The sequence below is a fragment of the Paraburkholderia sartisoli genome (assembly GCF_900107685.1).
In the GTDB taxonomy this organism is placed as follows: Bacteria; Pseudomonadota; Gammaproteobacteria; order Burkholderiales; family Burkholderiaceae; genus Paraburkholderia; species Paraburkholderia sartisoli.
The window spans coordinates 264906-289360 of the sequence record NZ_FNRQ01000005.1; the positions used below are offsets into that span (position 1 = coordinate 264906).

At 63.5% G+C, this 24455-nt stretch carries 18 protein-coding genes; 16 read left to right on the forward strand and 2 right to left on the reverse strand.

Going from position 1 to position 24455, the window contains the following annotated elements; genetic code table 11:
• Positions 1 to 32: 32 nt before the first annotated feature.
• The 16 genes from BLV45_RS17060 (at position 33) to BLV45_RS17135 (ending at position 22357) form a co-directional block, all read left to right on the forward strand.
• Entirely contained in the window at positions 33 to 923 is an 891-nt protein-coding gene (locus tag BLV45_RS17060) for a nitrilase family protein (RefSeq protein WP_090535300.1), read from the forward strand.
• 75 nt (positions 924 to 998) lie between these two features.
• Positions 999 to 2171, forward strand: a complete 1173-nt coding sequence (locus tag BLV45_RS17065) for a substrate-binding protein (protein ID WP_090535126.1) — start codon at positions 999 to 1001, stop codon at positions 2169 to 2171.
• Positions 2172 to 2250: 79 nt separating this feature from the next.
• Entirely contained in the window at positions 2251 to 3084 is an 834-nt protein-coding gene (locus BLV45_RS17070; RefSeq protein WP_090535127.1) for a branched-chain amino acid ABC transporter permease, read from the forward strand.
• The gene (locus tag BLV45_RS17075; protein ID WP_245753342.1) at positions 3077 to 4918 is read left to right on the forward strand and encodes an ABC transporter permease subunit; all 1842 of its coding nucleotides are present in this window, start codon (positions 3077 to 3079) and stop codon (positions 4916 to 4918) included. The genes BLV45_RS17070 and BLV45_RS17075 overlap by 8 nt, the downstream gene beginning before the upstream one ends.
• A complete protein-coding gene (locus BLV45_RS17080; RefSeq protein ID WP_090535129.1) occupies positions 4915 to 5622 on the forward strand; it encodes a branched-chain amino acid ABC transporter ATP-binding protein in 708 nt (235 codons plus the stop codon). Before BLV45_RS17075 ends, BLV45_RS17080 begins: the two co-directional genes overlap by 4 nt.
• 26 nt (positions 5623 to 5648) lie before the next feature.
• Positions 5649 to 6956 carry an amidase gene (locus BLV45_RS17085; RefSeq protein ID WP_090535130.1) on the forward strand — a complete coding sequence of 436 codons (1308 nt, stop codon included), beginning with the start codon at positions 5649 to 5651 and terminating at the stop codon, positions 6954 to 6956.
• Between the two features lie 30 nt (positions 6957 to 6986).
• A complete protein-coding gene (locus BLV45_RS17090) occupies positions 6987 to 8162 on the forward strand; it encodes a transporter substrate-binding domain-containing protein (protein WP_090535131.1) in 1176 nt (391 codons plus the stop codon).
• A complete protein-coding gene (locus BLV45_RS17095) occupies positions 8159 to 8779 on the forward strand; it encodes an ANTAR domain-containing response regulator (RefSeq protein ID WP_090535132.1) in 621 nt (206 codons plus the stop codon). Before BLV45_RS17090 ends, BLV45_RS17095 begins: the two co-directional genes overlap by 4 nt.
• 618 nt (positions 8780 to 9397) lie before the next feature.
• Complete coding sequence (locus tag BLV45_RS17100; RefSeq protein ID WP_176954187.1) at positions 9398 to 10360, forward strand: glycosyltransferase family 2 protein; 963 nt, start codon at positions 9398 to 9400, stop codon at positions 10358 to 10360.
• Between the two features lie 45 nt (positions 10361 to 10405).
• Positions 10406 to 11092 carry a glycosyltransferase family 2 protein gene (locus BLV45_RS17105; RefSeq protein ID WP_090535134.1) on the forward strand — a complete coding sequence of 229 codons (687 nt, stop codon included), beginning with the start codon at positions 10406 to 10408 and terminating at the stop codon, positions 11090 to 11092.
• A gap of 83 nt (positions 11093 to 11175) precedes the next feature.
• Positions 11176 to 13338, forward strand: a complete 2163-nt coding sequence (locus BLV45_RS17110; RefSeq protein ID WP_090535135.1) for an O-linked N-acetylglucosamine transferase, SPINDLY family protein — start codon at positions 11176 to 11178, stop codon at positions 13336 to 13338.
• A 26-nt stretch (positions 13339 to 13364) separates the two neighbouring features.
• On the forward strand, positions 13365 to 15185 hold the full coding sequence (locus BLV45_RS17115; protein ID WP_245753371.1) for an O-linked N-acetylglucosamine transferase, SPINDLY family protein: 1821 nt from the start codon (positions 13365 to 13367) through the stop codon (positions 15183 to 15185).
• Positions 15182 to 16123 (forward strand): UDP-glucuronic acid decarboxylase family protein, encoded by a 942-nt coding sequence (locus BLV45_RS17120; protein ID WP_090535137.1) that lies wholly within the window; start codon positions 15182 to 15184, stop codon positions 16121 to 16123. Before BLV45_RS17115 ends, BLV45_RS17120 begins: the two co-directional genes overlap by 4 nt.
• Entirely contained in the window at positions 16120 to 17334 is a 1215-nt protein-coding gene (locus BLV45_RS17125; RefSeq protein ID WP_090535138.1) for a class I SAM-dependent methyltransferase, read from the forward strand. The genes BLV45_RS17120 and BLV45_RS17125 overlap by 4 nt, the downstream gene beginning before the upstream one ends.
• 54 nt (positions 17335 to 17388) lie before the next feature.
• The gene (locus BLV45_RS17130) at positions 17389 to 19875 is read left to right on the forward strand and encodes a tetratricopeptide repeat protein (protein WP_090535139.1); all 2487 of its coding nucleotides are present in this window, start codon (positions 17389 to 17391) and stop codon (positions 19873 to 19875) included.
• Positions 19862 to 22357: a tetratricopeptide repeat protein gene (locus BLV45_RS17135; protein ID WP_245753345.1), complete on the forward strand. Its 2496-nt coding sequence runs from the start codon at positions 19862 to 19864 to the stop codon at positions 22355 to 22357. The genes BLV45_RS17130 and BLV45_RS17135 overlap by 14 nt, the downstream gene beginning before the upstream one ends.
• Before the next feature lie 180 nt (positions 22358 to 22537).
• Here the strand turns inward: BLV45_RS17135 and BLV45_RS17140 are convergent, their stop codons facing one another.
• Positions 22538 to 22834, reverse strand: coding sequence for a flagellar protein FliT (locus BLV45_RS17140; protein ID WP_090535140.1), 297 nt, complete (start codon positions 22832 to 22834; stop codon positions 22538 to 22540).
• Positions 22835 to 22870: 36 nt separating this feature from the next.
• Complete coding sequence (fliD, locus tag BLV45_RS17145) at positions 22871 to 24289, reverse strand: flagellar filament capping protein FliD (protein WP_090535141.1); 1419 nt, start codon at positions 24287 to 24289, stop codon at positions 22871 to 22873.
• Between the last annotated feature and the right edge of the window lie 166 nt (positions 24290 to 24455).

A 24455-nucleotide genomic window follows, 5' to 3' on the forward strand; every position in this document is an offset into this window, starting at 1 on the left:
CGGGGGCTTTTTGTTTTCAGGAGATCAAAACGATGTTGCAGTACGACCTCGCAGAACAAAGCCCCGGCGGCTTCGTCGTCGCCTGTGTGCAGATGGAACCGCGCATTGGCGCAGCGCGCGACAACGTCGCCCGCGCCATCGCGCGGATCGAGACGGCGGCGAGCAACGGTGCATCGCTGATCGTGCTGCCGGAGCTCGCAAGTAGCGGTTATGTGTTCGCGGACCGCGACGAAGCCTTCGCGCTCGCCGACGCATTGCCCGACGGCGCAACGGCGCAGACATTCAACGCGCTCGCGCGCCGTCTGAACGTCCACATCGTGACCGGCATCGCCGAGCGCGCGGGCGAGCGCCTCTATAACTCGGCGCTTTTTACGGGACCAGACGGCCACATCGGCGTCTATCGCAAGCTGCATCTGTGGGACAACGAAAAGCGCTTCTTCGAGCCCGGCGATCTGGGTGTTCCCGTGTTCGACACGCCGCTCGGACGCATCGGGGTCGCGATCTGCTACGACGCATGGTTCCCCGAAACCTTCCGCCTCGCGGCGATGCAAGGCGCCGATCTTGTCTGTGTGCCGACCAACTGGGTGCCGATGCCGTCGCAGCCCGACGACCGTCCGGGCATGGCCACGACGCTGACGATGGCGGCCGCGCACAGCAACGGCATCGCGATTGCCTGTGCGGACCGTGTCGGCATCGAGCGCGGCCAGCCGTTCATCGGCCAGAGCCTGATCGTCGGCGGCGACGGCTGGCCGCTCGCAGGCCCGGCAAGCGTCGATCGCGAAGAGATCCTGTACGGCGTGATCGATATTCACCGCACGCGCTCGGGGCGCGCGCTGAATCAGCACAATCACGTGCTGCGCGACCGGCGCGCGGATGTGTACGACCCGATGCTCGGCACCGGCTGGCCGGCGTCGCGATCGTGAAGCGGACCGTGCCGTTCGTGCCGGCTGCGTTGTCCCACTTGTTCCATGAACTCACCACAACTGCGAGGAAGCATCATGAGGCCATTCAATAAAACAATCGCCGCTGTCACCGTCGCGGCGGCCGCCGCCAGCTTCGGCGCCTGCATGACCGCGTCGGCGGCGGAACCGATCCGGATCGGCGTCGCAGTCGGCTTGTCGGGCGCCAACAGCGTCGTCGCGCCGGCGGTGGTTCAGTCATCGCAACTCGCGGTCGCCGAGATCAACGCCGCGGGCGGCATCCTCGGCCGTCAGGTCGAACTCGAAATCGCCGACGATGCATCGGGCGCAGTCGGCGCGCAGAAGGCCTACGACACGCTCGTGTTCCAGAAGAACGTCGACGCGATCATCTCGATGGAAACCAGCGCCGCGCGCAACGCCGCGCTGCCGATCATCGCGCGCGGCAAGAAGCCGTTCATCTACACGTCGTTCTATGAAGGCCGCTCGTGCAGCCCGTGGATGCACGTGAACGGCTGGGTGCCCGAGCAGGTCGTCGCGCCGATCGTCGACTACTTCGACAAGAGCAAGGGTGCGAAGACGTTCTACCTTGTCGGCAACGACTATGCATTTGGCCGCGGCATGCTCGACTTCACGAAGAAGTACATCGAGCAGCACGGCGGCAAGGTGATCGGCGAGGAGTATCTGCCGATCGACGGCAGCGACTGGACACCGATACTCTCGAAGATCCGCTCGGCGAGGCCCGATGCGCTGATCAGCGCGACGGCCGGCGGCGCGCCGAACGTCGCGCTCGTGAAGCAGCTGAAGAGCAGCGGCCTCACGCTGCCGTACGGCAACCTCGCGATCGACGAAGGCACGGCGAAGGGCATGGGCGACGTCGCGACGGGCGTCTACATGACGGCCTCATACCTCACCAGCATCGATTCGCCGGAGAACAAAAAATTCATCGCATCGCTCGACAGGAAATTCGGCAAGGACGTGAAGACGCCCAATGAATTGTCCGAGCCGCAGTACGAAGCGTTCTTCCTGTACAAGGCGGCCGTCGAGAAGGCGGGCTCGACCGATTCGGCGAAGGTCGTCAAGGCGCTCGACGAGGTATCGTTCGACGGCCCGCGCGGCCCGGTCAGTATGAACAAAAGCCGCCACGCGCCGCTCGCGATGCGCCTCGGGCAGATCCAGAAAGACGGCTCGGTGAAGGTGCTGCAGACGTTCCCGGACGTCGACCCTGGGATGCAGTGCCCGAACATCAAGTAGTCGTCGCCGGCAACACCGCTGTGCCCGCCCGCCGGCGACAGCAGGCAGAGGGCACAGGGCAGACGAGCATGGAGAAGACATGGTACTGACACTGGATATTTTCACAACGGCGGCCGTGCTGTTCATCGTGACCGCGGGCCTGATGGTGATTTTCGGCGTGATGAAAATCGTCAACTTCGCACACGGCGCATTGTTGACGATCGGCGCGTACGCGAGCTTCGTCGTCACGCAGCTCCACCTCAATCCGTGGTTTAGCGTGCCGCTCGCGATCGTGGTCGGCACGGCGGTCGGCATGCTCGTCGAGCAGGTCATCGTCAAGCCGCTTTACAAGCGGCCGCTCGATGCGATTCTCGCGACCTGGGGCCTCGGTATCGTGATCGGCCAGATCATCACGATGGCGTTCGGCCGCGAAGTGCAGTTCGTTCAGACGTCGGTCAAGGGCGCGGTCTCGATAGTGGGCACCGAATATTCCGCGTACCGTCTGCTGCTGGTGCCGGTCGCGCTCGGACTGTGCGCGGCGATGACGCTGCTGTTGTCGGGTACGCGTTTCGGCGTGAAGACGCGCGCCGTGATCATGAACGAAGACCTCGCGCGCGGTCTCGGCATCCATTCGGGCCGTATCCGCTTCATCACGTTCAGCCTCGGCGCCGCGCTAGGGTCGCTTGCCGGCACGCTGATCACGCCGCTCTCGAGCGTCGATCCAGACATGGGCGTCGCGTGGATCATCAGCGCATTCATGCTGGTGATGGTCTCCGGCTACTCGATGGTCAGCCTGCTGCTCACGTGCATCGTGTTCGGCGCGTGCCAGGTGCTCGTCAGCACGTTCGTGAGCCCGGTGCTCGGCGGCCTGACGATCGCGGTGCTCGCGGCGCTGACGCTGCGGATTCGTCCAGAGGGGTTCGCTCGTGGCTAAAGTCAACATGTCGCTCGATCATCACGACGCCGGTTCAGCCGGGATCGCCGTGCGCAGGCACCCGTGGCGCGATTTCGCGACGGTTATCGGACTCGCGGTCGTGTTGCTCGCGGCCGGGCCGTTTATATTCGGCTCGTATCTGCTGAACATCCTGATCCAGGCGTTTTTCTTTTCGATCGTCGTCGTCACGGTCGACATCCTGTGGGGCTACACCGGCTATCTGACGTTCGGCCAGTCGGCGTTCTTCGGCCTCGGCGCCTATGCGGCCGGCCTGGTGTTTACGCACGGCGGGTTTTCGGCGGCGAGCGTCGCGCTTGCAGTCGGCGTGGCGATCGTCTCGACCGCGGCGGTCGGTGGGCTCGTTGGCTGGCTGTCGTTCTACCGCGGCGCGTCGCCGTTTTTTGCGACCGTGATGTCGCTCGTGCTGCCGATCGTGCTGAGCCAACTGCTGCTGTCGGGCGGCGCATGGACCGGCTCGAGTTCGGGGCTGACCGGTTTCGACACGTTCGATCTGCCGCTGAACGCGTGGTACTGGATCGCGGGCGCGGCGTTGCTGATCGTCGCGACGCTCGCGTGGCTGTTCGTGCGCAGCGACGGCGGCCGCCTGCTCGCCGCGATTCGTGACAACGAAGCGCGTTGCTCGTATCTCGGCATCAACACGTCGCTGATCAAGATCGTGCTGCTGGTTGTGACGGCAGTGATCGCGGGCCTCGCGGGCTTCGGCTATGGATCGTTCAGCGGCGTGGTCGCGCCCGAACTGTCGGGCTTCGTGCTCGGCACGCAGTTGATCGTCTGGGTCGCGCTTGGCGGACGTGGCACGTTGTGGGGGCCCGTGATCGGCTCGTTGCTGATCAATGTCGCCAGCGCGTATCTGAGCAGCAGCATGCCGTTCGCGTGGCAGCTGATTCTTGGCGCGGCGTTTGTCGTCGTGATCGTGCTGTTGCCGCAGGGTCTCGTGCCGCTGCTGATCAGGCCGTTCAGGCGTTTCACCACGGGCACGGCCGCCGCACCCATGCTGGTCGAACGTGCGGTGCGCGCGTCGCACGAACTCGCCGTCGACGAGCCCGCGCTGCAAATGAGCGGCGTCGCGCGGCACTTCGGCAGCCTGAAGGTGCTGCAGGGCATCGACCTGACCGCGAACGGCGGCGAGCTCGTCGGGCTGATCGGGCCGAACGGCGCGGGCAAGACGACGCTGATGCGCTGCATGAGCGACGGCGCCGAGCGTTCGGCCGGGACGGTCGCGCTGTGCGGCAGCGACATCGGCGAATTTCCGCCCGACCGGTGCGTGCGGCTCGGTCTTGGCCGCAAGTTCCAGAACGCGAACGTGTTCGAGACGCTGACGGTGGCCGAATGCCTGCGAATCGCCGGCACGATCGTCGAGCGGCCGTCGTTTTTCCGGCGCGCGACCACGCTCTCGTTGCCGCCGTACGCGCTGGAGGTGGTGCGCACGACGCATCTGGACAGCAAGCTCGGTGCGGTGACGAAGGACCTGTCGCACGGCGAGCAGCAGGCGCTCGAACTCGCGATGGTGCTCGCGCTCGAGCCGCGCATCGTGCTGCTCGACGAGCCGACCGCGGGTCTGACGAAAGTCGAGCGCACTCAGATCGGCAACGTGCTCGCCGCGCTCGCGCATGAGTATGGCCTGTGCTGCCTGCTGGTCGAGCACGACCTCGATTTCGTCGCCGAGGTCGCGACGCGCATCGTCGTGCTGCATCAAGGGCGCATCGTCATGCAGGGCAATTTCGACGAGGTCGTCAATTCGGAACTGGTGAAGACGATCTATGCGGGCAGCGCGCACGGCGACGCGGCCACCGCGCAGCGGGAGGCGACATGAGCGGAATCGCACTGGACGTGCGCGATGTGACGAGCGGCTACAAGGACTCGATCGTGTTGCGCAAGCTGTCGATGACCATCGCGGCCGGCGAAGCCGTCGCGCTGCTCGGCAAGAACGGCATGGGCAAGACGACCCTGCTCAAGACCATCATGGGGTATCTGCCGAAAAAGAGCGGCGCGATCCACGCGCGGGGGCAGGACATCACGCGCCTGCCGCCGCACCGGATCGCGCGCGCCGGTATCGCGTACGCGCCGCAGGAACACGCGCTGTTCCACGACCTGAGCATTCGCGACAACCTGCGGCTCGGGCTCGAGAAGGCGTCGACGTTCGACGAACGTTTTGCCGAAATCGAACCCGTCTTTCCGGTGTTCAAGAGCCGTTTGCGTCAGTATGCGGGTACGCTGTCCGGCGGCGAGCAGAAAATGCTGCTGGTCGCGCGTGCGCTGATGATGCGGCCGTCGATGATCCTGCTCGATGAGATCACCGAGGGCCTGCAGCCGTCGGTGATCGACCGGCTCGCCGACGCGCTGCTGTGGGAGCGGCAGCGCCACGGCACGACGCTGCTGCTGATCGAGCAGAACGTGCCGTTCGCGCTGAAGGTTGCCGACCGCTATGCGGTGCTCAAGCAAGGCGGGATCATCGACGAGGGCGACGCGAAGCAGGCAGCGGCGGCCACATCGATCTTCTCGCATTTGCGCGTTTAGGCCAGGATCTTCGCAAAGGCAGACGCATGAAAAACGAACCCAGCTTTTACCGTCCGCGCGCAGCGCTCGATCTGCTCGCGTCCATCGAGCGCGACGCGCGCGAGCGAGGCCGCGCGATGCGCGAATCGCTCGACCGGATCGACGAGGCCGAGCCGCAGGTGCGCGCGATGACGGCACTCGCGCCGCGCGACGCGGCATTGTCCGCGGCCGACTCGGCGACGGGACCGCTCGCCGGTCTCGCCGTCGCGGTCAAGGACATTTTCGACACGAGCGAATTCGCGACCTCCTATGGCTCGCCGATCTACGCGCAACACCGCCCGGGCTGCGATGCGGCGATCGTCACGATGCTTCGGCGTCTCGGCGGTGTCGTGATCGGCAAGACCGTGACGTGCGAATTCGCCTACATGGCTCCGACCGTCACGCGTAACCCATGCGACCTCGGGCGCACGCCGGGCGGTTCGTCGTCGGGCTCGGCCGCCGCGGTCGCCGCGGGCTTTGCGCCATTTGCGATCGGCACGCAGACAGGCGGCTCGACGATTCGCCCGGCGTCGTTTTGCGGGATCGCCGGCTATAAACCGACCTTCGGCATGCTGCCGACGGCGGGCATGAAATGCTTCTCGTGGTCTATCGACACGGTGGGCCTGTTCGCCGCGACGGTGCGCGACGCCGCGTATTTCGGCGCGGCGTTGTCGGGCCGCGAACTGGCGGTGTCCGGGGCGCACGCGCTCGAAGCCCCGGTGTTCGGCGTGCCGGAGGATTATCCGTGGACGGCGCCGACGGACAATGCGAACGCGGTCCTCGAGACGGCGATTCGCGCGATCGAGCGGGCGGGCGGCCGGATTCGCCGCGTGCGCTTCGCGCCGTGGATGGCGCGGATGATCGCGGCGCACGATACGATCCAGAGCTACGAAGCGTACCGGACGCTGGGTTTCGAGTACGATCGACATCGAGCCGCGCTGACGCCGATGCTCGCGGCGTTTCTCGAGCGCGCGGGGACCATCGGCACGGCGCGTTACGTCGATGCATTGGCCGCGCTGCAGCACGCACGCGAGCGGCTGCCCGGGTGGTTCGACGGCATCACCGCGCTGCTCACGCCGGGCGCGCCGGACGAAGCGCCCGACGGCCTCGAGTCGACCGGTGACCCCGCTTTCAACCGCAACTGGACCCTGCTCGGTGTACCTTGCGTGAACGTGCCGGGGCTGCTCGGCGCGCGCGGCGCGCCGCTCGGCGTGCAGGTGATCGGCCGGCACGGGGACGATGCGCGCTGCCTCGCCGCGGCTGCATTCGTCGAGCGCGCGATCGCGGCCGCAAGCGGGCGCGCGTTCGCCACGTAGCGAACCACCAAAATCAAAGGAGATAGCGCCATGCAGTCGAATTCACGCCAGCCGGCGAGACAGTCGGGCGCGGAAGCCGGATGGCGAGTGGGCGTGCTGTACTCGCGCACGGGCGTGACGGCCGCGACCGGCTCCGAACATTTCTACGGCACCGTGCTCGCGATCGAGGAAGTCAACGCAGCGGGCGGCGTGGCCGGACGCCTGCTCGACCCGGTTGCCTACGACGCGCGCAGCGATCCCGACGAGTATCACCGGCTCGCGTCGCGCATGCTGCAGGACGACGACGTGACGGTGATCTTCGGCTGCTCCACGTCGTCGAGCCGCAAGGCGGTGCTGCCCGTGATCGAGCGCTACAACGCGCTGCTCTGGTATTGCTCGATCTACGAAGGCTTCGAGTATTCGCCGAACGTGATCTATACCGGCGCGGTGCCGAATCAGAACAGCATGCAGCTCGCCGCGTATCTGCTGCGCAACCACGGCCGGCGTTTCTTTCTGGTTGGCGCCGATTACATCTATCCGCGCGAGTCGAACCGGATCATGCGCGACATGGTCGAGCAGCACGGCGGCGAAATCGTCGATGAAGTTTATTTGCCGAGCGATGCGGAGCCGGACGCGCTCGACGAAGTCGTGCGGCAGATCAGCGCCGCGCAGCCCGATGTCGTGTTCTCGACGCTGATCGGGCGCGGCGCGCGCAAGTTCTATCAGTTGTACCGCGAGCGCGGCATCGATCCCGCGCGCATTCCGATCGCGAGCCTGACGATGACCGAGGGCGAAACACATATGATCGGCCCCGAGCTGTGCGGCAGCCATATCGTCTCGGCCAGCTATCTGAACACGCTGAATCTCGACGGCAACAAGCGGTTTTTGAAATCATGGCGCGCGCGTTTCGGCGATCAGCCCGCGAGCATGTGGTCGGAGATGGCGTACAACCAGGTCCACCTGTTCGCGCTTGCGTTGGCGCGCACCCAGAACCTCGACACCGCGAAGCTCGTCGAAGCGGTCCATGAAGTCGAGTTCGATTCGCCCGAAGGCGTGCTGCGCATCGACCGCGAAAACAATCACGCGATCCTCACGCCCCGCATCGCGGTCTGCCGGCCGGACGGCGCGTTCGACATCGTGTGGGAAGGACGCAACCCGATCAAACCGGATCCTTACCTCATCTCGTATGGACTCGCGGAATTCTGGCTCGACGGAGAACAGGCATGACCACGTGGGCGCACCGGCTCTTCGATGATCTGCGCACGCTGCGCGTGCTGGTGATTCATCCGCCGGGGGACGACCGCAACGTGCTCGTCGAGCAGCTGCGCCGGATCGGTTGTCCCGTCAATGTGCTGTGGCCGTTTCCGTCGCAATTGCCGGCCGACGCGGATGCGGTCTTTTTTCTGGTCGGCCCGGAAACGCGCAGCGCGGGGAACTGGTGCGCGGCCGATACGCAGGCGACGCTGATCGCGCTGTCGAACTATGAGAATCCGACCGCGCTCAAGATGCTCGTCGATACCCAGGCGCATGGCGTGATCACGAAACCGTATCGTTCGACCGGCATCCTCAGCACGCTGGTGCTCGCGCGTGCTTCGTCGGGGTATCAGCAGAGGCTGCAAAGCAAGATCGGCAAGCTGGAAGACGCGATCAAGGCGCGCCGCCATATCGAGCGCGCGATGCGCATTCTGATCGACACGCACCGGCTAAGCGAGAGCGAAGCTTATGAACATATCCGTTCGCGTGCGACCAAACTGCGCGCGACTGTGGGTGAGGTTGCGATGATGGTGATCGATGCGCAGGAGGCTTTGGAGAAGCTTGGTCTTGACAAGCCTTCTGGGGCGTGAGGGGAGCGGTGTCGCGGTGTGGGTTGCGGTGCCGGGGCATAGCGCGGCCACCAGCTAACGAAGGACTCGCGAGAAGGTTTCGCACGGCCCGCGGAGTACCTTCGCATGCCCCGGGTCATGAGCGTGTTCACTGACGTTCCAGCGTCCAGACGCACAGCCTGATGCGTCGACGGAAGCCATCCGTCATCGCGATCCCGCAAGATTACATCGGGCAGTCGTCTGTCAATCCACCGCATGTGCGCGGTCCTTCGCGAACTTTCAGCCTGTGTCAGTTGCGACCAATCGATCGCGCAATGCCACGTTCAATGCGGCTTTGAGGAACAAGGTCAGTGCCGCTGAGCGCACAAGATCGATATCCAGGCATCTTTCGCACCGATCTCCTTTGTCTCCATGCCTTATCCCGACATGTGGCGGCTCCGCGGGAGAAATAACCCCTAAATGCGCCCTTGTTCCCCTGATTGAAGTGCCGCTCCGGACGCTACGATCCTGCCATCGAAAGTCCGCGTTGCGCCTGAGCCCGCAATGCCCACGACCCGTCGCGCCATCCGGATGCTGAGCGAACGCATTGGCTGGGGAGTCGCGTTGGTGGCTGGTCAATCACAGAAAGGATTCGCGTCAATGGCTACTGTCAGTATTCTGATTCCGGCGAACAATGCACAGTACCTCGCGCGCGCGCTGATCAGCGCGCAGCAGCAAACGTTCGCTGACATCGAGATCCTCGTTGGCGACAACACGCCAGGCGGGAATCTGGAAGCGATCGTTCGCCGCGTCGGCGATTCTCGCGTGCAGTACTTTCTTCACGGTTTCAAGAGCGATTCGGACAATGCCCGCCAGTTGTGGGCGCGCGCGGCTGGCAAATACGTGAAGTGGCTGTTCGGCGACGACGTCCTGATGCCGACCTCGGTCGAGGCGCTGGCGGCGGCACTGCGCGACCATCCGGAATCCTCGCTGGCCTTTCATGATCGCGTGATCATCGATGAAAACGATCAGGTGACGCAGGTCCCGCCCGCGCTGATCAAGGATGGTGAACGCGTGCTTCTCGACCGCGCGTTTCTCGCCGAGCAGATGGTCGCGCATCAGCACAACTTCATCGGCGAACCGAGCAACATCATGTTGAACCGCGAACGGACGGATTTCGCCGGCGCGTTCAACTATCGCGCGTTCGAACTGCATTTCCTCGCCAACGTGGCGATGTATCTTAATCTCGCCGAATCGGCGCCGGTCATCGCCGTCGGCGGATACCTGAGCGCGTTCCGCCAGCACGCGTGGCAAAAACCGGCTCTCGTCGGCGCCGGCGTCGGCGCGGGTCTGATCGAATGGGAAATGATGGTGCGCGGCGAAGCCGCGGCCGGTCACCTGAGCACCGACTCGCTCGACGCCGCAAAGCAGCGGCTGGCCACGCTCTATGCGAACTGGGCGGACAGTTTTCCGGGGTTCGCCACGCGGCCGGGCAATCTGGACGAGCTGACGCAGCTTCCCGCTCACGAACTTTTCGACTCACCGCGCTTTCAGGCCGACCTCGCCCACGCTCGCGCGACCGCGCTGCGCGCGAAAGAGACGACGCCGGCATTCGTGGCCTGAGCGTGGTTGCGCTGCGTTGCCTCAACACCTGAATTCCGACACGCCATGAAACCCATCCGACTCGTCTGCGCCACCCGGCACTCGCGCGAGCAGTTCGCCACGGAGTCGGCCCTCGGGCGTTCGCTGTCGATCTATAGACACGCAACCCCGCCCGAATTCCTGCTCTACGAGAAAAATTCATACGGCCTCTCGACCGTCTACAACTCCGCGATCGACCACGCTAAAGACAGCCCGGCAATCCTCGTCTTCATCCACGACGACATTTCGCTCGTCGACTTCTACTGGGTCGAGCGCATATACGAAGCCGCGGCAAAGTTCGACATCGCCGGCCTCGCGGGCAACACGCGTCGCGTGCCGTTCCAGCCGGCGTGGGCATTCGTCAACGCGCAGTTCCAGTGGGATGAGCGGCAGTACCTGAGCGGCGTCGTCGGCCACGGCAAGGGCTTTCCTTGCGACAACATCAGTGTGTTCGGCCCCTCGGAACGCGAATGCAAGCTACTCGACGGACTGATGCTCATCGCGGATAGCGAACGCCTGCATGCCGCTGGCGTGCGTTTCGACGAGCAGTTCATGTTCCATTTCTACGACATGGACTTCTGCCGTCAGGCCGAGCTTAAGGGCCTGACGATGGGCACGTATCCCATCAGCGTGGTCCACGAGAGTGGCGGTGCGTTCGGCACGCCGACCTGGCGCGAGGGTTACGAGCGCTATCTGCAGAAATACCAGAGCTAGACCAGCGACACGGACTGCGCTCGTCATGCGAGTGCCATGAGCGGGACGTGGCAGTGAATCGGGGAGAGAGTTCAAAAAACGCAATGAAACAAGCGAGCGACGAAGAGCAGCGAGCGGGGGAGGGCGGAAACCGGGGGGCGCTGAACGTGCGCGTTCCTGCGGCGGGTCTCGCCGATGGATCTTCGCTTTTTTCCATCGGCGACACGCTGCAGGCGGCTTTCGCGCACCATCAGGCGGGACGCTTTACCGATGCCGCTGCCCACTATCAGCAGATTCTTTCCCGCGAGCCCGATCACGCGGACGCGGTGCATTTTGCTGGATTGCTTGTCTGCGATACGGGTGACATTGCTACTGGCGTCGAATGGATCAGGCGGTCGATCCAGCTGCATCCCAACGCGATCTACTACAACAACCTCGGCAATGTGCTGATCCGCCGGGGCGAGCATCATGCGGCGATCGCCTCCTATCGTGAGGCGCTCGCGCTGAAGCCGGACTACGCCGAAGCCCACAACAATCTGGGCAATGCGCTGCGCGAGGCGGGCGAATACGCCGCCGCCGTCGACAGTTGCGCGAACGCGCTCGCACTCGCGCCCGAATACGTGGAAGCGTGGAACAACCTGGGCAACGCATTCAAGGATGACGGCAACGAAGACGCCGCGCTGAAGAGCTACACGAAGGCGCTCAGTCTTCGGCCGGACTACGCCGAAGCGTACAACAACCTTGGCAACGTCTACGAGAAGCAGAACCGGCTGGCCGAGGCGACGGCCTGCTATCGCAAGGCTCTCACACTGAAGCCGGACATCGCGACGATCCACAACAACCTGGGCAACGTACTGCGGGACCAGTGCGATCTCGATGCCGCGGTAGACAGCTTTCGTCGCGCGTTCGCGCTCGATCACGACCTGCACGCGGCGCGCAGCAATCTGCTGTTGCAGCTCAACTTCACGTTGCAGGTGCCGCTCGAGGCGCAGATCGACGAGGCTCGTCGTTTTGGCGAGCGACTGGCCGCGCACGCACGGCCGCTTACGCACCGTGTACCGGATGTGAGCGAGAAGGGGCGGCGTCTGAAAATCGGTTTTGTTTCCGGCGATCTGAGAGCCCATCCAGTCGGATTCTTTCTCGAAAGCGTCGTCGTGCAACTCGATGCGGCGCGACTCGAACTGGTCGCCTACGCGACCGGGCGGGATGAAGATGCAGTAACGGCACGGCTCAAGCCGCATTTCAGCGCGTGGCATTCGCTCGCGAATCTGACGGACGAAGCCTGCGCACACAGGATCCACGCGGATGGCATTGACATTCTGATCGATTTTTCAGGACATACGACCCGCAACAGGCTGCCGGTGTTTGCGTGGAAACCGGCGCCCATTCAGGTGAGCTGGCTGGGCTACTTCGCGACGACGGGTCTGGCGGCGATCGACTATGTGATCGGCGATCGGTACGTGTTACCGGAGAGCGAGGCGTCGCATTTCGTCGAGCGTCCATGGCGACTCCCGGACAGCTTTCTCTGCTACACGCCACCGCAGGAAGTCGCAGTCGGTCCGCTACCGATGGCTACGAATGGTGTTGTGACATTTGGCAGCTTCAACCATCTCGTGAAGATCAACGACGACGTCGTCGCGCTGTGGGCCCGCGTGCTGCACGGGGTACCGGGCTCGCGGTTGCTGATGAAGACAAGGCAACTCGGCGATCCGTCCGTCCAGCAGGCTACCCGCGTGCGGTTTGCCGTGCACGGCATCGACCCCGAGCGGTTGAAGCTGGAAGGCCAGTCAACACATGCCGACTATCTGTCCGTATACAACAGCGTCGACATCGCGCTGAGCCCTTACCCCTATCCAGGCGGCACTACGACAGCAGAAGCGTTGTGGATGGGCGTGCCGGTGTTGTGCCGCCGCGGCAACCGCTTCCTTCCACATATCGTCGAAAGCATTTTGCACACTGCAGGCCTGCCCCAATGGATCGCCGCCGACGATGATGATTATGTCGCGAAAGCTGTCGTCTTTGCCGCCGGTCTCGATCATTTGAAGCGCTTGAGAGCCGGTTTGCGCCAGCAACTTCTCGCCTCGCCGTTCTGTGATGCGCCGCGCTTTGCGCGGAATCTCGAAGCGGCATTCCGCGGCATGTGGCAGCAGTACGTCGCCGATGTACAGGCGCATTCGCTCGCCGGAGCCGGCACGCCATCTGCCGTCAACCCACATCGAAATCCACTTGAGAACGTCCCGAATCACGCGGGACGCATCGCCCCATGAACGACCCCGGTAACCAGGGCCTGTCCATGTCCGAAAACGCGCGCGTTTCCGGACAACTCACGCCGACGCCGCAGACGCTCGAACTCACCCTGGCCGAAGCGCTCGCGCACTACGAGGCGGATCGTCTGGCCGAAGCGCAGACGCGCCTTCGTCGCGTGCTCGCAATCGATCCGGAGCACACCGATGCGATGCACCTGCTTGGCCTCGTCGCGAATCGTCAAGGGCAGTACGAGACGGCCACCGAGCTGATCATGGCGGCGATCACGCGCAAGCCGCAGGCGCTGTATTACTTCAACCTCGGCAACGTGATGCAGTCGAACAACCGGCCGGCTGCCGCCGCCGAGTGCTTCCGGCAGGCCATCGCGATGCAGCCGGATCACGTCGACGCGCACAACAACCTCGGTAACGCGTTGCGCGCGCTAAAAAAACACGAGGCGGCGATGCAGTCGTTCTGCAACGCGATCAATCTGGCGCCGGAGCACGCGCAGGCATACAACAATCTCGCGAATACGCTGATGGAACTCGACGAACTCGACGCGGCCATCGAGGCGTATCGAAGCGCAATCGCGCTGCGTCCGGACTTCGCCGAGCCGCACAGCAACCTGCTGTTCGCGCTGAACTACCTCGCCAGCACGACGCCGCAACAATACCTGGACGAAGCGCTCCGGTTCGCAGCGCAAATCCGCACACGGGCGAAACCGTGGAAGGACTGGCTCGTCGACGACGTGCCGCGCACGGGTCGTCCACTGCGCGTCGGCATCGTATCGGGTGATCTGAAAAGGCATCCGGTGGGTTACTTCATCGAAAGCGTCGTAGCCGAACTCGATCCGACGCGGATCGAACTCATCGCGTATCCGACGCGCACGCTCGAAGACGATCTGACCGCGCGCATCAAGCCGTGTTTCAGCGCGTGGACGAGCATTGCCGGCATGAGCGACGAAGCCGCCGCGCAGCACATCCGCAACGATCGTATCGATGTGCTCCTCGATGGGGCCGGGCATACGATCTACAACCGCCTGCCGCTTTTCGCGTGGAAGCCCGCGCCGGTGCAGGTGAGCTGGCCTGGCTTTTTCGCGTGTACGGGTCTGGATACGATCGACTACGTGCTCGGCGATCGTCATGTCCTGCCCGTTGAAGAAGAATCGCATTTCATCGAAAAACCGTGGCGGCTGCCGGACAGCTATCTGTGCTTTACACCGCCACAGGACGACGCGCAGGTTAGCCCGCTGCCGATGCTGACCAACGACCACGTCACGTTCGGCTATTTCGGCCAGTTGGCGAAGATGACGGATCAGGTCGTCGCGTTGTGGGCGCGTCTGCTGCATGCGGTGCCGAACGCGAAACTGTTTTTGAAGGCGGAGCAACTCGATACGGCTCATGTTCGTGAAACCACGTTGCGTCGCTTCGCAGCACATCGTATTGACGCGTCGCGTCTGATTCTCGAAGGCCGCTCGCCGCGCGCGGAGTATCTGGCCGCATACAACCGCGTCGATATCGCGCTGAGTCCGTTTCCGTATCCCGGCGGCACGACGACAGCCGAAGCGCTGTGGATGGGCGTGCCCGTGCTGTGCCGTCGCGGCGACCGTTTCCTGTCGCATATCTGTGAAAGCTTCCTGCATTCGGCCGGCCTCGACACATGGATCGCCACCGACGACGAAGACTATCTCGCCCGCGCGATTGCATTTGCCGCTGACCGCGCGGGCCTCGCCGCGCTGCGCGCCGGCCTGCGCGAGCAGGTGGTCGCGTCGCCACTATGCGATGCGCCACGCTTTGCCCGGAATCTCGAAGCCGCCTTGCATGACATGTGGGCGCAACACGTTACCGCTGTCCAGGAGGTCGCAGAATGAACAACCAGTCCGCCCTGATTACCGGCGGCGCCGGCTTCGTGGGCTCGCATCTGTGCGATCGCCTTGTCGCATCGGGGTACGACGTGATGTGCGTCGACAACTTTCACACGGGCAGCAAGCAGAACATCCAGCATCTGATCGGCCGCGTGAACTTCGAGTTGATCCGTCACGACGTGTGGCTGCCGCTCTACGTGGAAGCGGACCGCGTTTTCAACATGGCGTGTCCCGCGAGCCCGGTGCATTACCAGAGCGATCCGGTCTCGACCGTGAAGACGGCCGTGCTCGGCGCGATCAACATGCTCGGTCTCGCGAAGCGCTGCGGCGCGCGCATCCTGCAGGCATCCACGAGCGAAGTCTACGGCGACGCGCAGCAGCATCCGCAGCAGGAAAGCTACTGGGGCAACGTGAACCCGACCGGCCCGCGCGCCTGTTACGACGAAGGCAAGCGCTGCGCCGAAACGCTCTTTTTCGATTACCACCGCCAGCACGGCGTGGATATTCGCGTCGTGCGGATCTTCAACACGTACGGCCCGCGGATGCGCCCGGATGACGGCCGCGTCGTGTCGAACTTCATCATGCAGGCGTTGCGCGGTGACCCGATCACGCTATACGGCGACGGCAGCCAGACGCGCTCGTTCTGCTATGTCGACGACCTCGTCGAAGGTCTGCTGCGGATGATGGACCAGAACGACGAAACCGGCCCGGTCAACATCGGCAATCCGTTTGAAATCACGATCCGCGATCTCGCGGAAACGGTGCTGCGGCTGACGGGTTCGAAGAGTCGCGTCGAGTATCGTCCGCTGCCGAAGGATGATCCCATCCAACGCAGGCCCGATATCACGAAGGCACGCCAGCATCTCGACTGGCAGCCTGGCGTCGGCCTTGAAGACGGTCTGAAAGAGACCATCGCGTACTTCAAACACCTGGTGAAATCATGAGTCTTGATCTTGTGGGGACGACCTGTCCCGTTTGCGCCCACTCGGTCGCGGCGCGCTTCTTTCCGGCAGGCGAACAGACGCTCGCGACGCTCGCGTGGCCCGCATCGGCCGAAGCCGCGCGCGCGCTGCCGCGTCACGCGCAGGATTTCGTGCAGTGCCCGTCGTGCTCGCATGTGTGGAACCACAAGTTCCGTTACGACGCGATTCCCTACGAAAGCAACCCGAACCGCATGTTCAACAGCGGCGGCATCTGGAAAGGCCACCTTGCCGATACGCGCGACGTGCTGCTGGATCATTTGCCCGCGGCGCCGCTCGTCGTCGAGATTGGCTGCGGTGAAGGTCACTTCGTGCGCGGCCTCGCGCAGGCGCGCGAAGCGGGCCGCTTTATCGGCTTCGATCCGAACGCGAGCCCGGAGACGGGCAAGGGCGTCGAGTTTCATGCGCGTCTGTTCGATCCGCTTGTCGATATGAATGCATTCGCGCCGGACGCGGTTGTGATCCGCCACGTCCTGGAACATCTCACCGAACCCGCGAAGCTGATCGAGCAGTTCGCGTGGGGCGCCGCGATGCAAGGTGAAAAGGGCAAGGATTGCTGGCTGTTCGCCGAAGTGCCGTGTATCGACCGCGTCTTTGAAACGAACCGTCTGGCCGATTTCTTCTACGAACACGTGTCGCACTTCACGACGGAATCGTTCCGTGCGCTGATGTCGCGCGCGGGTGAGGTCGTCGCGCTCGAACACGGCTACGACGGCGAAGTGGTCTATGCACTCGTGAAGCTCGGCGTGCCGGCGCATGTGCGCGAGCGTGCCGAAGCAGCGACGCGTTTTGCCGCGCGCACGGTCGAGAGCCGCGAGACGATCGCGCAGCAACTCTCGGGTCTCGCGGCGTCGGGCAAGCGTGTGGCGATCTGGGGCGGCACGGGCAAGGCGGCGGCCTTCATTCATCAGTTCGGCGCGGATGCAAAGCGCTTTCCACTGGTGGTGGACTCCGATCCGCACAAAGCCGGCACTTACGTGCCCGGCACCGGCCAGAAGATCGAATTCCGCGACGTGCTGAAGGCATCCGGCGTCGACGTCATCGTGATTCCGACGCAATGGCGCGCGCGCGACATCATCGCGGAAATGTCCCGCGAAGGCATCGCGGCGCAAAGCGTGATGATCGAGCACAACGGCGCGCTGGTGGATTTCGGCGCCGAATCGCATCCGTATTGATTGAACCGGGCGGCGCGCGATGCGTCGCCCCTGCTGACGCACGAGTCCAGACCCATGCAGAACAACTCCCAATTTCTTGCGAACGCGCTGGCGCATCATCAGGCGGGCCGGCTCGCCGAAGCGCGGGCGCTGTACGGACAGATCCTGCAAACCGAGCCGGGCAATCCGGATGCGCTGCATTTTCTGGGGCTGCTCGCGTGTCAGCTGGGCCAGCACGATGCGGGTCTTGGGCTGATGGAAAAGTCGATCGCGGCGCATCCGAACGCGATCTACTACAACAACATCGGCAACATGCTGGGGCAGAAGGGCCGCCTTGAGGACGCAATCGAAGCCTATCGTCGCGCGGTCGCGCTCAAGCCGGACTACCCCGAGGCGCACAACAACCTCGGCAACGCGCTGCGCGAGGCGAAGCAGCCCGAGGCGGCGATAGAGAGCTGCGCACGGGCTATTGCGCAGCGTCCGGGCTACGCGGAAGCGCACAACAATCTCGGCAACGCGCAGCAGGATGTGGGTGAACTGGTGGCGGCCGCCGCGAGCTACCGCGAGGCGATCCGCCTGAGCCCGCACTATGCAGAAGCACACAACAACCTCGGCAACGTGCTGCGCGCGCAGGGCAAGGTGGATGAGGCGATCGCCAGTTTTCGCGCGGCCGTGGCACTTAAACCCGATCTTCGGATTGCGCATCACAGTCTCGGTCTGTTATTGAAAGCGCGCGGTGAACTGGAGGCTGCGATCAGGAGCTTGCGTCACGCGCTCGACCCAGCCGATGCAAACGCGCACAACAGCATCGGCGCGGTGTTGCGCGACATCGGCGATCTGGACGACGCCCTCGCGCATTTCGACACCGCGATCGCGCTGCGGCCGGACTTTGCCGAAGCGCACTGCAACCGTGGCAGCGTGCTGCGGCGACAGGGCCGGTTCGAGGAATCGGTGGCGAGCTGCATCCGGGCGATCGAACTCGCGCCGACGCTCGCCGAGGCGTACAACAGCCTCGGCATCGCGTACTACGGTCTCGACCGGCTGGAAGCGGCGACGCTAAGCCACCAGCACGCCATCGAACTCGACCCGAACAATGCGGACGCGTATCACAATCTCGGCGTTGTTCTCCTGAAGCACGACAAGCCGTATGAGGCGCTGGAAAGCTGCCACAAGGCGCTCGAGCTCGCCGACGTCTCCGCGCCGATGTACATCAGTCTCGGCGATATCCTGCGTGCGCTTGGCGATCTCGACGGCGCCATCGACGCGTACCTGAAGGCGTTGCCGCTCGATCCCGATCCGGTGCAGACATACAACCGCCTGCTATTCAGTCTGGCGGGTTCCGCGAAGTTCGATACCGACGCGTATCTGATACATGCGCGCCGCTTCGGCGAATTGATGTCGATGGGCGTGAAGCCGTATGCACACGCACCGTCGCATGACGGCTCGCGTCTGCGTGTCGGTATCGTGTCAGGCGATCTGCGCGCGCACCCGGCGGGCATTTTCCTGGAGAGCGTGTTCCGGTATGTGAACCCGGCGCACGTGGAGCTGGTCGCCTACGCGACCTATACGCTCGAAGACGACGTCACCGCGCGCCTCAAGCCGCACTTCAGCACGTGGCGCATGCTCGACGGGTTGAAGACCGAAGAAGCGGCACGCGTGATCCGCGACGATAACATCGACGTGCTGGTCGACCTGTCGGGTCACACGGCGTACACGGGTCTGCCGATTTTTGCGTGGAAGCCGGCGCCGGTTCAGGTCAGCTACCTCGGCTTTTTTGCGTCGACGGGCAGCGAGTCGATCGATTACTTTGTTGGCGACCGCTACGTGCTGCCGCCGGGCGAAGAGGCACAATTCGTCGAAAAGCCGTGGCGCCTGCCGGACAGCTATCTGTGCTTCACGCCGCCTGTCGATGACGTGAAGGTCGGTCCGCTGCCCATGCTGGCAAACGGCGGCGCGGTCACGTTCGGCTGCTTCGGCAAACTGATGAAGATCAGCGACGACGTCGTCGCGCTATGGTCGCGTCTGCTGCATGCCGTGCCAGGTTCGCGGTTGTTCCTGAAGTCGCATGGTCTGGACACGAAGGGTGCGCAACTGACCACGCACAAGCGGTTCGCGGCACACGGTATCGACAGTTCACGGCTGATTCTTGAAGGCGCGTCGCTTCGTCCCGAGTATCTCGCGACGTATAACCGCGTCGACATTGTGCTGAGTCCGTTTCCATATCCGGGGGGCACGACGACGGCGGAAGGTTTGTGGATGGGCGTGCCGGTGCTGTGCATGAAGGGCGACCGCTTCCTCACGCACATCTGCGAAAGCCTGCTGCAGACCGCGAACCTTGCTGACTGGATTGCCGTCGATGAGGAAGACTATCTCGCCAAAGCCATCGCGTTCGCATCCGATCCGACGAAGCTGGCCGCCCTGCGCGCGGGTCTTCGCGAGCATGTGCTGGCGTCGCCGCTGTGCGATGCGCCGCGTTTCGCGAAGAATCTTGAGGACGCGTTTCATGGAATGTGGGCGCGATATGTCGAAAGCGTGGAAAGCGTGACACATGATGCAGATTGAACCGACGACGCAGAGCAACGCCTCGTTGATCGCGGCGGCACTTGCACATCATCAGGCAGGCCAACTGGCTGAAGCCCGGGTACTGTATGCGCAGATTCTGCAGAGCGAGCCGGGAAACCCGGACGCGCTACATTTTCTGGGGCTGCTCGCGTGTCAACTCGATCAGCACGATGCGGGTCTTGCATTGATCGAGCAGTCGATCGCCGCGCATCCGAGCGCGATCTACTACAACAACTTCGGCAACATGCTGCGCGAGAAAGGGCGGCTTGCCGAAGCGATCGATGGCTACCGGCACGCCGTTGCGCTGTCGCCCGGATATGCCGAGGCCTGGAACAACCTGGGCAACGCGCAACGCGAGGCGAAGCAACCAGACGCCGCGATGCGCAGTTGCGCGCAGGCGATCGCCTTGTATCCGGGATATGCCGAGGCGTACAACAACCTTGGTAACGCGCTGCACGACATGGGCGATCTCGACGCTGCGGTCGCGAGCTACAACAGGGCGATCGAATTCCGTTCCGACTACGCAGAGGCACACAATAACCTCGGCAACGTGTTGCGCGTGCTGGATAAAGCGGATGCAGCGATCGCGAGTTTTCGGACGGCGATCGCGCTCAAGCCTGAATTGCGGACGGCACATCAGAGTCTGGGCCTGATGTTGCGGATGCGCGGTGAGACGACTGAGGCGATCGCGAGCCTGCGCCGCGCACTGGATCCGACGGACGCGAATGCGCACAACAGCATCGGCACCGCGCTGTGCGACATCAACGATCTGGATGCTGCGCTGAAGCACTTCGACACGGCGATTGCGTTAAAACCGGACTTTGCGGAGGCACACTGCAATCGTGGCGGTGTGATGCGGCGCCTGAACCGTTTCGAGGAGTCGGTGGAAAGCTGTGTCCGGGCAATTGAACTCGCGCCGACATTCGCCGAGGCCTACAACGTCCTTGGCATCGCCTACCTTGGACTGAAGAATTTCGACGCCGCTATTCTGAGCCACCAGTACGCGATCGAACTCGATCCCGACAACGCGGCTGCGCATAACAATCTCGCCTGCGTATTCATGGCCTGCGAGAGGCCCGCCGAAGCGCTGGTCAGCTGTCGCCGTGCAGTTGCGCTGGCGGAAAACGACGCGCGGATGCATCTCGCACTTGCCGACGTGCTGCGTGCGCTCGGCGATCACGGAGAGGGAATCGCGGCCTATCGTCGGGCGCTTGAACTCAATCCGGGCCTGGAGGCGGCCTGTCAGTGCGTGATCTTCACAACAGCTGGCTCCGTGTATTGTGACGTTACGATGCTCGTCGCGGATGCACGGCAATATGGCCGGCTGGTGGCTGCCCGCGCACGGCCTTACCGGCATCGCGCGGCACCGGAGCAGGTCACCGGTCCATTACGGGTGGGTTTCGTTTCCGGCGACTTCAGGGCGCATTCAGTTTCAGCGTTTCTGGAAAGTGTCGTGGCGCAACTCGACCCGGCACGCGTCGAACTGTTCGCTTACTCGACGCAGCCAGTCGAGGATGCAATGACCGCGCACATCAAGCAGTACTTCGCCAGTTGGTGCGATACGACCGGTATGAGCGACGAGGCAGCCGCGAGCAGGATCCACGCGGATGGCGTTCACATTCTGGTGGATCTGTCAGGACATACGCTGTACAACCGGTTGCCCGTTTTTGCCTGGAAACCCGCACCGGTGCAAGTGACCTGGCTGGGCTTTTTCGCAACGACCGGTATCGACGCCATTGACTACGTTCTCGGCGACCGGCACGTGCTCCCGGTTGAAGAAGAAGCTCACTTCATCGAAAAGCCGTGGCGACTGCTCGACAGCTATCTCTGCTTCACGCCGCCACAACCCGAGATCATAATCGGCCCGTTGCCCATGGTGGCGAACGGCGTGGTGACCTTCGGCTGCCTGAACAATATCGGCAAGATCGGCGATGACGTGGTCGCGCTCTGGTCGCGCGTGCTGCATGCAGTACCTGATTCACGTCTGCTGCTGAAAGCGCCGCAGCTTGATCAGACAGTTCTTCGCACCGGGATCGCAGATCGTTTCCTGCGCCACGGCATTGCAGCGGAACGCCTGATACTCATCGGACGCACGACGCGGGACGCGCATCTCGACGCGTTCAACCAGGTCGATATTGCGCTCGATCCTTTCCCTTATCCGGGTGGCACGACGAGCGTCGAAGGATTATGGATGGGCGTACCGGTGCTGACGCGACGCGGCGACCGGTTTCTTTCGCATGTCGGCGAAAGCATCGTCAACACGGCGGGTCTGCCGGCGTGGGTGGCGGTAGATGATGACGACTACGTCGCGAAGGCCGCCGCATTTGCGGCAGACCGTACAGGCCTGGGCGCCTTGCGCGCAGGCCTGCGTCAACAGGTTCTGGCCTCGCCGCTGTGCGACGCGCCCCGCTTCGCGCGCAACCTCGAAGATGCCTTCGAGGCGATGTGGGATGCGTACGCCTCAGGCACGTCAGCCAGATAATTCAATTCCTGCCCGGCCACGCCCGATGAAATCATGGCTGAAGCCGCGATTTCATCGGGACGAAAAAAAAGCCGCATCGCGGCTTTTTGAAACAACTCAAAGATCCCACATTTGTCATGCGGTGTTCGTTGTATTCCCCCGTTTTATTCCTTGCGCAGTCCAGTCACAACGGTCGCTGCCTTAAAGCATGCCCGTCGTGTGATACAGGCTGACAGCCTTGATGCGCCCGATCGCCTCACTGTGCTGCGAGGCGATCCGGTCCGATCCCGCTTTCGCATGTTCCGTAATCGCGACGTCGATACGCTGGATCGTGCGGATCTTTTCCAGCGCCTCAGGCGTCTGCGTGGGGCTCAGCGACATCAGGAGCGGCGAGCGTTCTTCGACGAGCGCGGCCGCGCGCAGCCAGTCACCCTCGACGGCAGCGGCTTCGATTGCCTGGCTCAGGCCAAGCGCGCGGTCCAGCGGTTCGTCCGTCATGTGTTCCATTCCTGATGTCGACGCCATTGCGCCAGCTTACTTGTTGGTCGCGAGCGCACCCGCGCTGCTCGATCCACCGAAGAGCTGCGTGAGGTACTGCGTGTTGTTCTGCATCTGCGACATCAACGTGTTCAGCGCCGTGAACTGTGCGTTGTATTGCGCGGTCAGGGTGTTCTGATAATCCGTCAACGCCGTCGCCTGATCCGACAGGTTCGACAGGTCGCTGTTCAGCGACGCGGTGCGCTGGTCGATCGTGCCGCTCGACTGGACGTACGTGTTCACGAACGAATTCAGCGTCGTGCCGATGCCGTTCGTCGTGTTGAACAGTCCGGCAATAGCCGGGCTGCTGGAGCTCACGGCCGCCGTGAGCTTGCTCTGATCGACGGCCATCGTGCCGTCCGGCTGCAGGTCGATACCGATCGACGAAAGACTGAACGTCTTGCCGCCCGTTGTCACGCCGCCACTGATCAAACCGGCGAGACCGTTGTTGATCTGGTTGAGCATCGAGTCGCCCAGCAGCGGACCGGCCGTCGCCGTGGTCGTGTTGTAGCCGGACAGGCCAGCAGCCGTGGTGACGTAGTTGTTGTACGCCGTGACGAAGTCGTTGATTGCTTTCGTGGTTGCGGTCGGATCGGTTGCAACCGTCACGGTCTGTGGCGTGCCGATGGCGGCTGCCGACAGGACGAGCGTCACACCGGTCAGCGCGTTCGACACGGTGTTGCTGGCGCTGGTCACGGCGTTGCCGTCGATGGTGAACTGCGCATCCTGACCCGCCGTCACCGTCGTGTAACCGGAAGAGTTCAGTTTTGCATTCAGGCCGCTGCCTGCCGTCACCGAGACCGTGTTGGCCGCACCCGTCGCCGTCGACTGGATGACCAGATGCTGTCCGTCCGATGCCGTGATGACCGATGCCGACACGCCCGGATTGTTCGACGACGTGTTGATCGCGCTCGCGATATCCGACAGAGACTGGCCCGACGTCACGTTGAGCGACATCGTGCCTGTGCTGCCGAGACCGATGGTCAGCGTGCCGCTGCCGATCGTGTCGCTGCTGGTGAATGCCTGCGAGGAAATCTTGTTGGCCGTCGCAACTTTCGTCACGTTGATCGTGTAGTTGCCGGCGACCGCACCGGTCGTCGTCGTCGCAGTGATCGCGCTGCTGCTGACGGTTGCGCCGACGCTCGACAACGTGGAGCCGTCTGCCAGGCCGCTCAGCGCGGTTTGCAGCGACGAAAGCGCCGACTTGATCGAGCCGATGGCCGACAGCTGGGTATTGTCGAGCGACTGTTTATTCACAATCGTCGCGTTTTGACCGGCTGTTTTCGCGGTAACGAGAGCGGAAACGAGCGTGTTGACATCGAGCGTTGACTTGGTCGAACCGCTGATGATGGACTGTGCCGCCTGCGCTAGCAGACTGCTTACGTCAGTAGTGGATGAGGACGCCGTCGTGGTCATGCGGATGCTCCGTTCGTCGATACGAAAAAAGTCGGGTCAATCATGCTGAAGCGCAGAAACGGGTTGTGGGAGGCAAGCCTCCCACGGGTCCTGCCTGTGTTTCCTGCAGGAGCCGCATACGGCTACGGCTCCTGCAATGCGGCGTCGTCGGGCACGCCGCGCTTCA